Here is a 13419-nt window from a genome sequence, read left to right on the forward strand (position 1 = left end):
GTCTGCTTAGCGTGTCCACCACACGAAGCTCGCTGATCAGACCCGACCACATCAAACTTCGTGCCGGCATGTAGAAGCCGGGACCGCTCTGTCCGATGGTTGCGGCGGGATCCTCCCGCGATCCAACCACGTTCCCGCGGTTCCGGTTCTGGACCAGGACGGTGTGATGAACTTTGCGCTAATGCCCCCCGGAGATCAACTCCGCCCGGCTCTATCTGGGGCCTGGTACGGGTCCGACGGTAGCGGCCGCGGCGGCCTGGGATCGGTTGGGCGCCGAGTTGGCCACGTCTGGTGCGAGGTTTGCGTCCTTGACGACGGGGCTGACCGGCTCCCTCGGCAAGGTGCGGCGCGAGTTAAGAGGAGGGGGAAATGGGTGGGGCAAACCTCACGGTGCTGGTGGTCGACGACGACTTTCGCGTGGCCAATATGCATGCCGGGATAGTCAACATGCTTCCGGACTTCATCGTGGCCGCTACGGCGAACAGCCTGCGGGCCGCGCGAGAAGTGCCCGCGGTCGACCTCGCGTTGGTCGACGCCTATCTGCCGGATGGATCCGGAATCGACTTCGTACGCGAATTACGTGGCGATAGTATGGTTTTGACCGCGGCAACCGAAGCAGTGACGGTCCGCTCTTCCATGGCGGCCGGGGCACTGGGCTACCTCGTCAAACCGTTTCCGCCGACCGAGCTCGCCGCTCGCCTGGCCGGTTATGCGCGCTATCGCAAGATTCTGGCCGGATTCGATCTCTGCCCCTCCGATGTCGAGGCCGCCTTGGAGGCGCTACGCCGCAAAGTTCCGGACCCGCAGCCCTTTGCAACTGGAGCGTCGGCAAGTAAACAGCTTGTGCTGCAAGTGTTGCGAGCGTCCACGGTGCCAATGTCGGCGGTCGAGATCTCCGCAACGGTCGGGGTGCCAACGGCAACCGCCCATCGGTATCTGGCGGCGCTGATCACCACCGGTGATGTCACCATCGGGATGCGCAACAGTGCCACCGGACGACCGGAGCAAGAATTCGCGGTGACCAACCACCTACCATTCGCCACCCGCGATGAGCTCCCGGAGTGCGGTCCTATCGATAACGACTTGTAAGTTTCACGCCCCGCAGGCGTGCGCCGGTTCGAGTCGGGTCGACGCCTCAGGAAGCCCGAATGACGCGATCGCGGTATCGCGGAACGCGGCGGCGGAAGGTGGCAGGTACCTGTTGGTCATCCATCCGACTGCAATGGGCCGCACCAATTGTGCGTCGTCAACCGCGATCTCGACGACGTCCGGCGAAGGGGTGGGGGCACAGGGCAGCAATCCGACGCCCAACTGCGCGCCGATCAGGCCGCGCAGGGTGGTGATGTCGGTGCCTTCAAAGGCGATGGTGGGTGCGATGTCATGGCGGGCGCAAGCGTCGTCGAAGATCCTGCGCAAGGTGTGGCTGCGGTCCAGTGCCACAAAGGGTTGGCCGGCGAGTTCTTCGAAGCCGATGAGCTTTCGGTGGGCCAAGGGATGGTCCCGATCGACGACGGCGTAAAGCTGCTGGGTGAACAGCTTGTGCCACTTGACTCCGGGCGACTCGTCGAAGCTCAGGGGGTAGCTCAGGCAAACGTCGATGACGCCGTTGGTGAGATCGTCGACCAATGCGAGTCCGGAGCGTTGAGACAGTTCGAATCTCGCCCTGGGATGTCGGTCATGATGACGGCGGATCAACCGGGGCACAGTCGAGACGCCAAGTGAGACGAGGAATCCCAGCGCCACCGTTCCGGCATCGACACCGGCGAGCTGTTGCACACCCGAGACCGCTGTCTCCAGGCTGCGCTGAGCGGCCCGACTCGTGCGCAAGAACGCTTGACCGTAGCGGTTGAGTTCATTGGCCCGACCGCGCCGCGTGAAGAGCTCGACACCGATTTCGGATTCGAGCATGGCGATGGCGCGGCTGACCGCTGACTGTGAGACCGCCAGTTGCTCAGCGGCATCGCGCAACGTGCCGACCTCAGCGACGGTTTGGAAGTAACGCAGCTGATACAGCTCCACCGAAAATCACCGAGCTTTCTTAAAGAGGCAAGAGTTTGTGTGCGCGACGCGTGTCATGGAACCCGCTGCAGCGCAATATTTTTCGGCTTGCCGAATGGCCGAGTCAGCGCTCGCCCAGGCGTGTCGCCGCTCAGTTCCGTTAATGTGTCGGCATGCCGAAGGCGCGGATAACACCAGTGTCGGTTGTCATCCGCGCCGATGACAGAGTGGTAAAGCCCTGAGGCCTAGCTCCAGCTGGATCCGACTGCGGAGTCGGTGCTGGCCATATTGCTGCCGGCGGCTTGCACGTGTTGGCCGTGGATATTGGCCTGTTCGTAGATCACCTGGAAGTTGCGGCCCAGCTGCGTAATGAACTCCTGACAGGCCACCGAACCGGCGCCACCCCAGAAATCCCCGGCTACCAACACATCACGCACGATCGCCTGGTGCTCTGCCTCCAGCGAAGCCGCTTGCGCCCGGATCGTGGCACCGTGGGCATCCACGTCCCCGAAATGATAGTTAATCGTCATTGCCGAATTTCCTCTCTAACTGCCCAAAATCTGTTGTGAAGCCTGCTCTTGCTGCTCATAGTTGTTGGCGTCACGCATCATTCCGTCGCGGACTCCATGCAGCATGGTCACGATGTTGCGGAACGCCTGATTCATCTGGCCCATGGTGTCCAGCGAGGTCGCCTCGGCGAGCCCGCTCCAGCCGGCACCAGAAATATTCTGCGACGACGCCCACATGCGGCGTGCCTCGTCTTCGACCGTCTGCGCGTGTACCTCGAAGCGGCCCGCCATTGCCCGCATAGCATGCGGATCGGTCATAAACCGAGTAGTCATCATTTTCCTTTCGCGGAACGAATCAAATGGTCAATTGCCTTGCCCGAGAATTCGATTCACGACCTCCTATCCGACGCCAACCCGGGGAATCACACTGGGACGCGACTGCACCACATGTGAACCCGCGCCGCCGCGGCCGGTCATCGCACCGGGCATGCCGGCGCCCGCCGCGCCCATACCCGTGGGCATCGGCATCATCGGCATCCCGGTGGATCCGGTGGTGGCAGCGGCTGGCACCGTCGCCGGGCTAGCACCAACCCCGGACAGCACCGCGCTGGCCATCCGCGCCGGCAGTGAGCCGGCCCAGGTCGGAGGCACCGACATCGGGCCTATCATCCGTGCCTGACCCAGACCCGCCGATACGGCCGCGCCCGCGCCACCGCCCATGCCCTTGAACGCCGGCGCAGTGTCACCGACGAACTTGGGTACTTCGGTCAATCCCGTTGCCGCATTGGCTAATCCGGTTGTGCCCGCGTGCGCGCTCTGCGCCAGCGACATCATCGGGGAGATCATCATGCTGGCTGGATACATTCCGATCTGCGCTACCGACATCAGCGACTGCACCGGCAACGCTGAGACCGCGGCCTGCAGACCGGACACCAGGCCCGGCGCCGTGGACAAGGCCGACGAAGCCCTGCCTGCAACCTCAGAGGCAATCTGCGAGGCCAAGCCCGAAAGACTGATCGGCGGCGAGGCGAACGGCATCAATGCCGCCGCCGCGGATGTTGCCCCAGCGTGATAGCCCACCATCGCGGCCACATCCTGCGCCCACATCTCCACGTAGTCGAACTCGGTAGCCGCAATCGCCGGGGCGTTCTGGCCCAAGAGATTCGTCGCGATCAACGACATCAACGACACTCGATTGGCCTTCACCACCGCTGGATGCACCGTCGCGGTAAACGCCGCTTCAAACGCCGTCGCCGCAGCGCGCGCCTGGCCGGCCGACAACTCCGCCCGGCCCGCCGCCGTGTCCAGCCACCTCACATAGGGAAAGGTCGCCGCTGCCATCGACAGCGATGCCGGCCCGGCCCACGGCCCGCTGGTTAGCGCGGCGATCACCGAGGCAAACGAGGCTGCCGACGCGTGCAAATCCGCGGCCAGCCCGTCCCAGGCCGCGGCCGCGGTAAACAACGGCCCCGAACCTGCACCGGCGAATATCCGCGTCGAATTCACTTCCGGTGGCAATACGGCGAAATCCATCATTTTCTCCTCAACTGGGTTCGGGGAGGCGCGTAGGTTTCTCTATTGAGATCTTCGGGCACAGCCATTCGCTTTTTGTCCGCGTTCGGCACCACGCGAATAAACGACATCGCCGTTTCTTCCGGGGTCGCATACATGCGACCAAAGGTCGCCTCCGCGGAAATTGCGGAGCCTTCCTGACCCCGGCTGAGCAACTGATGATTACGGTATGCGGAACTACTTTTTTGGTCTAGTAGAAGGTTGCGAATAAACACTTGCGTGGAGCAGAAGAATTCGGCGGTCGGTTGCGGCCGGCCTGGCCCTGCCTGCAGCGCCCGGCTTTGCCGTCGACGCGTCCGCAACTAACCTGCTGCGCCTGCCGGCCCGCTTTCGCCGAATAACTGTCCGCGTTTACCGCCGTGCCCGCCGGCCGCGCCGGCTCCACCGGGCCCACCCGCTCCGCCGCTGCCCAGCAAGCCGCCGTTAGCGCCGTTGCCGCCACTACCGCCGGCCGCGCCGCCCCCACCGGCCCCGCCATCGCCGAACAGACCTGCGGTGCCGCCGTTACCGCCGCCGCCACCGACGTTGGGATTGCCCTCCGCGTCGAAGCCGCCGGCCCCACCCCAACCGCCGGCGCCGCCGTTACCGAAGAAGAACCCGCCGCCACCGCCGCTTCCGGCGTTCCCACCGAAGCCGCCGCCGGAGCCGGACTGGGCGATCCCGCCGCCACCACCGGCCCCTCCCGATCCGAACAGCCGCGCCGCACCGCCATCACCGCCGGGCCCGCCACTGCCGCCGATGTAACCGGTTCCGCCGTCGCCGCCGAACCCGCCCGCGCCGCCATTGCCGTAGCACCAGCCGTCGACGCCGCCGTGACCCCCGGCCCCGCCGATGCCGCCCTGGGTACCCGGCCCGCCTTGTCCGCCGACCCCGCCGGCACCACCAAAACCGAACAGTTTGGCGGCGCCGCCGGCCCCCGCGGCCCCGCCGGCTCCGCCGGAGCCCGACAGGCTCTGCCCGCCGGTCCCGCCACGTCCGCCGCTTCCGCCGGTCCCAAGCAGCCCGGCTGCGCCGCCTTGGCCGCCCTGACCGCCCGTTCCGCCGGTGCCATACATCGCGTTATTGGGGGCGCCCGTGCCGCCCGCCCCGCCGGCCCCACCGTTGCCGAGTAGCCACCCGCCGGCCCCACCGTTGCCGCCGGCTGCGGTGCTGCCGCCGGCTCCGCCGGCTCCGCCGTTGCCGATCAGCCCGGCCGCTCCGCCGTTACCGCCGGCCTGCCCGGGCGCCCCGGAGCCACCGGCACCGCCATTGCCGTACAACAACCCACCGGCTCCGCCGTTCGCTCCGCTGCCTGGCGCCCCGTTAGCGCCGTTGCCGATCAGCGGGCGCCCCAGCAGCGCCTCGGTGGGCGCATTGACGGCGTTGAGCAGCTGTTGTATCGGTGCGGCATTGAGCGCCTCAGCGCCGATATAGGAATGCGCGCCGGCGGTCATTGCCTGCACGAATTCGCTGTGAAACGCCGTCGCTTTGGCACTAAGCGCTTGATATTCCCGGGCATGGGCGCCGAAAAAAGCCGCCACCGCCGCCGATACCTCATCGGCACCAGCGGCAACTAACCCCGTCGTCGGCCCGGCAGCCGCCGCATTGGCTTCGTGGATCACCGAACGCAGGCCCGCCAATTCCAAAGACGCGGCCGTTACGACGTCGGGCGTCACATTGAGAAACGACATGTCTTTCCTCCATCACGAATACGTGACCGAAGGTTTGTCAGCTGCGTGAGCAATGCGTGCTGTGGAGTCCGAAAATCGGCCTCAGCGGCGTGATCTGGTCACACGACGACGCTATGTAGGCATGCGGATGCTGTCTAGCAGAAGGTTACGAACGCATGCTTGCGTTGTCCGCAAGGGTTTTCGGCCCAGTCACGGCTGGGTTGGCGCGGCGACGACGCCCCAGACATTGACGTTGCGCCAGATCGCAATGCCGTCGACCCTCTCGGCCGGCCGACCGAACAGGTCGGTGAAAAAGGCAAGCATCTCAGCCCATGCCGGCATCGGCCCGACGATCACATGACGCACGTCTGCGAACCGGAGATTGGCGTTAACCTGTGCGCGAACCTCCCCGCGCGCCACGATCGAGGTCTTTTCCTGCTGGATCGTGAGCATGATCTCGGAGAGCCGCGTTGCCGGCGGTCCAGAAAGCGTTCGGCCGTCCGGCTGGGGAATGTAGGCGTAAGCCTCGGGCATCCGGAGCCGGTAGCCGGCCTCGGCCGCCCAGACCATCGGTGCGGCCTGACCCCCGTTTGCGAAATACGGTGCGACAAGGACAGTTTCGTCGGGCGCGATGTTGTGACTCGCCCACGTGCGGAAGAAGACAGGGGTGTAGAACGGTTGCCGGTGCAGCGGAGCCGGCAGGATGAAGACAAGTGCAGCGGCCACGGCCAGCAGGCCGCCGGCCGCCCGGCGCGGGGCTAGGCGAACCACCCGGCTGATGACGATCGCGACGATCACGGCGATTGCCAGCCAGACGAAGAGCGTAAAGCGGCCCGGCAGTACGTGTTTGAGCAGCGGCAGCTTTCCGATGGGCAGCCACGGGAGGGGGATGTGCAGCGCGTCATTGCCGACGTGGAGCCAGGGGCCCAGCGAGAAGACCAGGAGCAGCGCCCCGGTTACGGTCGCCACCCGCACCCGCAGGTCGTCCCACTGGCGAATGGTCACGACGATCAGCAGGACGAGCAGCGGCAGGCCGAGGTAGCCCGTCGCCTCGTGATAAAGGCCGCTGAATTCGTGGGACACCCGCGTGGCCGTCTCCGGGGCGATCAACTGGTATGGCGTGGGAAGCACCAGGTTCAACAGGTCGGTCGAGAAAGTCTCGGGATGCTGCACCTGCTCGCTGATCCGCTGCGGTCCAAAGAATTGCGCGACCAGCGCCCCGGCAGCGAGCAGCAGAAACGTCACCCCGGCGACCGCGAGCGCCGGACCGAGCCGCACCGCGGCGGCACGCCACCGGGCCCGGACGCGTCCGTCGCGGCGCGCCAGGGCCAGCACGCCGACCAGTACCACGGCCGCCACGACGCTGGTAGCGAGCACCTCCTCGCTGATGAAAAGCTGTGCGGCACCGAGCGATCCGAGCGCAACGCCCGCTTGCCACGGTGGGCGGCGCCGGGTCACCAGGAGCTCGTCGATGACGAGCAGAAACAGTGGCGGGACCCAGGCCGTGGCGAGGTTCAGGTGAAGCGCCGCGTGGGAGGCAAGGTATGGCGAGAAGGCGTAGATCGCGCCGCCGACCATCGGGGCCGGGCCGTCGCCGGTCCAGCGGCGGATCACGAGCCAGGCGGTGAATCCGCTCAGGGCGATGCCGAGCACCATCAGGACGTTAAATCCGAAAATGGGCCCACCGAGCTTCGCCGGCAGCCAGCCCAGCAGCCCGAGGAGTGTCATCGGGGTGTTCCACATCAGGTTGACGCCGTCGGGCGCACCGATCTGGGTAGTGAAGAACGGGTTGAGCCCATTAGCAAGCGCGTGTGGCGTCCAGCCCAGGTACCAGATCGCCTGCTCCTGGTCGCAGCAGTTCCCGGCCCAGCCGGATGTCGGGTCGCTCCAGGCGCCGACGGTGAGGACGACGGCTGCAAGCAGATAGCCGAGGAACGCCGCGAGGCCCCCGGTTGTCCACTGCCGGAGCCTCGCGCGTGGCGGGGTTGCGTCCGCGCGCTCGGCCGGCCGTGCTGACACTCAACCCTCCTCGCGAGCGGACTGCGCGCCGTGCGGCGGCGCTACTGGAGAATTAAATCCCGTCTGTCTGCCCGACAAATGGGGCCAGCCACCGCCTAGCGGGAATTGCGTTGCGATTGGTTCGGCCGGCGACGACGTCTTTGTGCTGCACCACCCGATCGCCTCTGTTGAGAAGGTTGCGGCGCAACGGCTTTGGGTGCCGGCGCCCGGTAGGGCGCGATTTCGCCCACCAGCGCCAGCACCTCGGCGGAGTCGGCGGCCACCTGTTGGGGAGTGACGCGGATGCCGGCCGTCCGCAACAGCGCCTGGGTGTCCCGGCGCTGCTCGGGCAGGACCACCGTGACCACGTCGCCGACCTTGCCCGCGCGCGCCGTGCGCCCCGACCGATGAAGGTAGGCCTTGTGCTCGCTGGGCGGATCGATGTGGACCACCAATTCGACCTCGTCGACGTGCACACCGCGCGCGGCGATGTCAGTTGCCACCAGGACCCTGGCCTCACCCGCGCTGAACGCGGCGAGATTCCGGTCGCGTGCAGGCTGAGATAGGTTGCCGTGCAAGTCAACTGACGGTATCCCAGATTCGGTGAGTTGCTTGGCGAGCCTGCGGGCGTGGTGTTTGGTGCGCATGAAGAGAATCCGGCGCCCGGTCCCCGAGGCCAGCCGGTGCACCAGTTCCTTTTTCGCTTCGGCGCTGGCGACGTGGAAGACGTGATGTGTCATCGCGGACACCGGTGCGTTCAGCTCATCGACCGAATGCAACACCTGATTGTGCAGGAACCGCTCGACGAGTTTGTCCACACCGTTGTCGAGAGTCGCGGAGAACAGCAGCCGCTGGCCGCCGGACGGTGTAGCGGCCAGGATGCGCGTGACGCCAGGCAGGAAACCGAGATCGGCCATGTGGTCGGCTTCGTCGATCACCGTGATCTCGACGGCATCGAGGCTGATCAAGCGTTGTTTCATCAGATCCTCGAGCCGACCCGGGCAGGCCACCACGATATGGACGCCGGATTTGAGGGCCTCAACCTGCCGATTCTGCGATACACCCCCGAAGATGGTGGCAACCCGCAGGTTGTAGGCCGCTGCCAGCGGCTCCAGCGTTGCTGCGATCTGGGTGGCCAGCTCCCGGGTAGGCGCCAGCACCAAGCCCGACGGTCGCGAAGGCTGCCGCTTGGCCCCAGAAAGCCTGCTGACCAGCGGAATCGAGAAGGCGAGCGTCTTACCGCTGCCCGTCTTGCCGCGGCCCAGCACGTCGCGGCCGGCCAAGGTATCGGGCAGCGTCTGGACCTGGATGGGAAAGGGATGTGTGATGCCGGCCGCGGCCAGCGCGCGAACCAATGGTGCGCGCACGCCGAGGTCGGCAAAGGTCTTGTCTAAGGTCGTTTCTAAAGTCTTTTCTAAAGTCACTTTCGGTGCCTTTCAGGGCATCGGGTGTGCCGCGTCGTCGCGAGTGGTCGCGCGAATAGGCAGCACAAGCTGGCGAGATTGCCGGTAGGCAAAATCGATCGCCGCGAGACGGTAATGCTAGGTGCACGGATCATCTGAACGCGGGGCCTCAGCCACGATTTCGGGCTGGCGGCCGCGGGATGAAAGAACGTTCCACGACGGGTTGGCGGGCTAACTTCAGGCCAACGTGTCAACAGGATATCCCACTCGCGGGTGTGGCCCTAATGCACGCAGCCGCGGCAACGTGCGCTGGTGGCTAGGCTCGATGGAGTGAGTTATCGCGAACTGCCCGCTCCCAGGCCCCTTCAGGGGCTGGCGGAGTGTGTGTGGATCAGCGACTCCCCACGGCGGACGCGGGTCCTGCCCGACGGCTGTATGGACCTCATCGAGATCGAGGACCGGGTGATTGTCGCCGGGCCGGACACGACCGCGTTCATCAGTGAGCAAGATTGCGCTGTCGCGAGCGGCATCCGGTTTCATCCGGGTGTATTGCCGCGGTTGCTGCGCGTTCCGGCCGTTGAAGTGCGAAACATGCGGATTGGCCTGGAATTGTTGCGCCCCAACCTATTTGGCGATTCGCTGATGTCGATTACGATGGGCCTGCTGGACGGCGAGCCCGTTCGGGAGACCGCACCGTGGCGACTTGCCGCGCTACGCCATGTTACCCAGCGATTGAGCAGCGGCGCCGCCGTACAGTCCGTCGCCGACGAAATCGGTTGGTCGGCAAGGAATCTGCAACGACAGTGCGCTGCGGTGTATGGCTATGGCCCGGCGACCCTGCGTCGAATTCTGCGTTTCCGCAGGGCCGTTCGACTGCTGGACGCGGGAATGTCGGCCGCCGACACCGCCGCGATCGCCGGGTACGCCGACCAGTCACACCTGTCGCGGCAGGTGCATCAACTCGCCGGAGTTCCCGCCAATCAACTTGGCAGTGGGGCATAGAGATCGACCGAGGTCCCGTCCGGGTCGGCCAGCGTGGCATAACGCTGGCCCCACGGAGCGTCGAAGGGTTTCAAGAGGGCCGGATGGCCGGCATCGGTGAGGCGGCTGAATACAGCGTCGACATCGGCGGGGGTCGCGAGACCGAACGCCAGCACCACTCGTCCGGGCGATATTGGTGAAGTCCACTCAGGATGGAAGCTCGCAAGGGTCTCTTCAGTGTCGAACAGCAAACGGTTGCCTCCGGGCAGTGCGACTTCGACGTGCGGGCCGTCGGTTTCAGGGATCGTCAGCCCGAGCGACCGGTAGAAGTTCAGCGAGCGCTGCAGATCGCTCGCGACGATTTCGACGGCTGCTGAAACGAGTTGGTTATCCATGTCCCCGACGTTATGGAGTCGGCTGCCGCGGCGTCATGAACGAATCGGACAAACGGTGTTCAGGGGCGGCCCATGCGGGCCGCCCCTGGCGCTGTGTGGTTGTCCTTGGAGTGTCGTCGCCATCAGTGGCAGTGCCAGAAGCCGGCCCAGTGCGGGGAGCAGTAGCGCAGGGGCCCATAGCCACCGAATTGGTCGATCAAGGGGAGCCACGGGGCGTCAATCGCCGGCGCGGTGACTGCGGCCCCGGCATTCGGGGGCGGCGCGTTGTCGTCGGCATGGCTGGTCGCCGCTAGGGCCAAAGCGGCGGTCGTGCTGATCGACGTGGCCAGCAGGACGCCAGCAACGCCGCGGCGTAGCCGCCTGATTCGGTTGCAGCACAGTGTGTTTGGGCGGGTGATTGCTGTAGTGCTCATGGCACTAATAGTTCAGCCAGCGACGGCGTCGCGGTAGCGGGCGCGTGCTTGCAGGGGTACAAGCCTACTTTGTACCCGGAGGTGTCCTAGCTGCTGCCGTTGGCGCCGTAATTGCCATATGTGCCTCTGGCACCCGTTTTGCCGGCGTTGCCGCCACCCAAACCGGCCCCGCCAGCCCCGCCCAAACCACCGTTTAAGCTCCCGCCACCGGACATAGCCGGGGTAGAGGCCCCGGGGTAGCGCCCGGTGCCACGCCTACCGGCGTTCCCCGCGGCTCCACCATCGCCGCCGCGACCAGCATTACCACCGTCACCACCGGAGTTGCCGGCCCCGCCATTCCCGCCGGTATGCACGAGGGGGTTATTCATGCCACCACCGATGCCGCCTTGCCCTGCCATACCTGAGAAGCCGCCGATGCCGGAGATCGAACTGCCACCATTGCCGCCGTTGCCCCCATGCCCACCGGTTCCGCCGTTACCGCCATCGCCTCCCCTGCCTCCAGGGTTGACGGCACTGCCGGTGCCGCCATCGCCGCCGACGCCGGGAATGCCACCGAATTCGCCGATTGCCCCCATTCCGCCGTGACCGCCATTACCGATCGCACCGGATTTGCCGCCGTTACCGCCATCACCGCCGGAAGCGCCGACCCCGCCATTGCCGCCGGCACCACCGGAGCCGCCGGCGCTGGTCCCCACGGCCGCGGCGCCATTACCGCCCCTTCCGCCGGCCCCGCCGATGATGCCGCCAGTCTTCCCACCATTACCGCCGTTACCGCCGTTACCAGAGTCCGAGCCCGCGTTGCCGCCGGCGCCACCGTCGCCGACGGTGCCCGCGTCGCCTCCGTTACCGCCGATCCCGCCATTGCCGGAGATCGACCCGCCGCTGCCGCCGGTCCCACCAGAGCCACCGGTCCCACCGGACGCCGGCCGCCCGCCGGCGCCGCCCAGCCCGCCATTGCCCGTACCGCCAACCGCGTCTCCCCCGCGGCCGCCCGCGCCGCCGCTGCCGCCGGCACCGCCCGCCCCGCCAGCTCCACCATCGGCGCCGTGGCCGGTCATTCCGCCAAGGCCGCCGTTTCCGCCGCGTCCCGCGGCGCCGGGCGCACCCCCATTGCCGCCGGCACCCCCGATACCGCCATCACCGGAGATCGAGCCACCACTGCCGCCGACTCCGCCATCGCCACCGGCCCCGCCAGACGCCGCGAGGCCACCGGCGCCACCCAGGCCGCCACTATCCGAATTGCCAACGGCGTCTTGCCCATTGGCTCCGGTGCCACCACTGCCGCCCGAGCCACCGGCGCCACCAAGTCCGCCGGCGCCTCCGTTGCCGGTGATCCCGGCATTGCCGCCGGCACCGCCGCCGCCGCCCAAGCCGGCAGCACCGCCGGCACCGCCGTGCCCGCCGTCGGCCGCTGAAGTGGCATCGCCGACGGTTCCTGCCGCGCCGTCGCCGCCGCCGCCCCCGTTGCCCGCCTGGCCGCCAGGCCCTCCGTGCCCACCGTTGCCAACGGCGCCGCCGTTGCCGCCGGCACCCCCGTGCCCGCCGTTGCCACCGCTAGCGCCGGGACTCCCCGCGCCCTGGTTCACCCCGGCTATCCCCGCGCTGCCGGTCGCGCCGTTGCCACCGGCTCCGCCGGCCCCTCCGGCTCCACCGTCGCCCCACCCGCTGTTGCCGCCATTCCCGCCATTGCCGCCGTTGCCACCGGCATTTGGTCCGCTCCCAGCCGCGCCGCGGTTACCGCCGGTGCCTCCGTTACCGCCGTTACCGCCGGTGCCGCCGAGGCCGTACTGCCCGCCGTTGCCGCCGGCCCCGCCGTCCCCACCGTTGACGCCCAGGGCGGTAGCGCTGAAACCGTTGCCCCCGTTGCCACCACGACCCGCGGGCGTGGTGGGCGTGGAACCACTGGCTCCGCTGACCCCGGGGGTCCAGCCTGTCCCGCCCAAACCGCCTACCCCACCGGCGCCCGGATTGCCGCCATTGCCGCCGGCCCCGCCGTTGGGCGCGCTGGCACTCCCGTCGGCACCGGCACCACCATTGCCCGGCAGGCCGCCATTGCCACCTTGGCCACCGGCCCCGCCCAGTCCCGTGGTTCCCGCGTGGCCGGACATGCCGCCGGCGCCACCGACGCCACCGTTGCCGCCGGCACCGCCGGTCCCGCCGAAACCACCGTCGCCTCCGTGTCCGCCGCCGGCACCTGGCGTGGCACCGGTGGCGCCGTTCGCGCCAGTCCCGCCGACCCCGCCGGCAGCCCCCATCCCACCGTCGCCGCCGTTACCGCCGGCGCCGTTGAACAGCCCGGCGCGCCCTCCGGCGCCGCCGTCACCCCCGGCCCCGCCCGTCTGACCTACGCCGCTTGTGCCCGCCGCACCCTGCGCGCCGGCATAGCCGTTGGCGCCGCTGCCGCCCGCGCCGCCGTCGCCCCATAAGCCGGCGTTGCCGCCGGTCCCGCCAGCTCCTCCGGCTTGCCCGGCAAGGCCGACGGCAGCCCCGCCCGCCCCGCC

11 protein-coding genes and 2 pseudogenes are annotated in these 13419 nt (G+C 67.7%); 3 read left to right on the forward strand and 10 right to left on the reverse strand.

Annotated elements, in window-relative coordinates:
- Positions 1 to 194: 194 nt before the first annotated feature.
- Together AWC27_RS33195 and AWC27_RS14070 are read left to right on the forward strand one after the other, a co-directional pair.
- Positions 195 to 329 (forward strand): annotated as a pseudogene (locus AWC27_RS33195) (PPE domain-containing protein); the annotation flags it as partial.
- A 40-nt stretch (positions 330 to 369) separates the two neighbouring features.
- Positions 370 to 1089, forward strand: coding sequence for a response regulator (locus AWC27_RS14070; RefSeq protein WP_085671042.1), 720 nt, complete (start codon positions 370 to 372; stop codon positions 1087 to 1089).
- Between the two features lie 3 nt (positions 1090 to 1092).
- Here the strand turns inward: AWC27_RS14070 and AWC27_RS14075 are convergent, their stop codons facing one another.
- From AWC27_RS14075 to AWC27_RS14105, 7 genes are all read right to left on the reverse strand, one after another.
- The gene (locus AWC27_RS14075) at positions 1093 to 2019 is read right to left on the reverse strand and encodes a LysR family transcriptional regulator (protein ID WP_085671043.1); all 927 of its coding nucleotides are present in this window, start codon (positions 2017 to 2019) and stop codon (positions 1093 to 1095) included.
- 224 nt (positions 2020 to 2243) lie between these two features.
- Positions 2244 to 2528 (reverse strand): WXG100 family type VII secretion target, encoded by a 285-nt coding sequence (locus tag AWC27_RS14080; protein WP_085671044.1) that lies wholly within the window; start codon positions 2526 to 2528, stop codon positions 2244 to 2246.
- 15 nt (positions 2529 to 2543) lie between these two features.
- Positions 2544 to 2840 (reverse strand): WXG100 family type VII secretion target, encoded by a 297-nt coding sequence (locus AWC27_RS14085; RefSeq protein WP_085671063.1) that lies wholly within the window; start codon positions 2838 to 2840, stop codon positions 2544 to 2546.
- Positions 2841 to 2906: 66 nt separating this feature from the next.
- A complete protein-coding gene (locus tag AWC27_RS14090; RefSeq protein WP_245847087.1) occupies positions 2907 to 4043 on the reverse strand; it encodes a PPE family protein in 1137 nt (378 codons plus the stop codon).
- Positions 4044 to 4381: 338 nt separating this feature from the next.
- Entirely contained in the window at positions 4382 to 5749 is a 1368-nt protein-coding gene (locus AWC27_RS14095; protein ID WP_085671045.1) for a PE family protein, read from the reverse strand.
- 189 nt (positions 5750 to 5938) lie between these two features.
- Complete coding sequence (locus AWC27_RS14100) at positions 5939 to 7747, reverse strand: DUF6311 domain-containing protein (RefSeq protein ID WP_085671046.1); 1809 nt, start codon at positions 7745 to 7747, stop codon at positions 5939 to 5941.
- 95 nt (positions 7748 to 7842) lie between these two features.
- Entirely contained in the window at positions 7843 to 9150 is a 1308-nt protein-coding gene (locus tag AWC27_RS14105; RefSeq protein WP_085671047.1) for a DEAD/DEAH box helicase, read from the reverse strand.
- Positions 9151 to 9459: 309 nt separating this feature from the next.
- Between AWC27_RS14105 and AWC27_RS14110 the strand changes: the two genes are divergently transcribed.
- Entirely contained in the window at positions 9460 to 10131 is a 672-nt protein-coding gene (locus AWC27_RS14110) for a helix-turn-helix domain-containing protein (RefSeq protein ID WP_085671048.1), read from the forward strand.
- Here AWC27_RS14110 and AWC27_RS14115 read toward each other — a convergent pair.
- The 3 genes and pseudogenes from AWC27_RS14115 to AWC27_RS31105 form a co-directional block, all read right to left on the reverse strand.
- The gene (locus tag AWC27_RS14115) at positions 10110 to 10505 is read right to left on the reverse strand and encodes a VOC family protein (RefSeq protein ID WP_085671049.1); all 396 of its coding nucleotides are present in this window, start codon (positions 10503 to 10505) and stop codon (positions 10110 to 10112) included. The two genes, AWC27_RS14110 and AWC27_RS14115, sit on opposite strands and share 22 nt — an antisense overlap.
- A gap of 122 nt (positions 10506 to 10627) precedes the next feature.
- The gene (locus AWC27_RS14120; RefSeq protein WP_085671050.1) at positions 10628 to 10918 is read right to left on the reverse strand and encodes a hypothetical protein; all 291 of its coding nucleotides are present in this window, start codon (positions 10916 to 10918) and stop codon (positions 10628 to 10630) included.
- A gap of 86 nt (positions 10919 to 11004) precedes the next feature.
- Positions 11005 to 13419: pseudogene (locus tag AWC27_RS31105) on the reverse strand (PE family protein); the annotation flags it as partial.

Origin of the sequence: Mycobacterium szulgai (assembly GCF_002116635.1) — a bacterium.
GTDB classification, from domain to species: domain Bacteria; phylum Actinomycetota; class Actinomycetes; order Mycobacteriales; family Mycobacteriaceae; genus Mycobacterium; species Mycobacterium szulgai.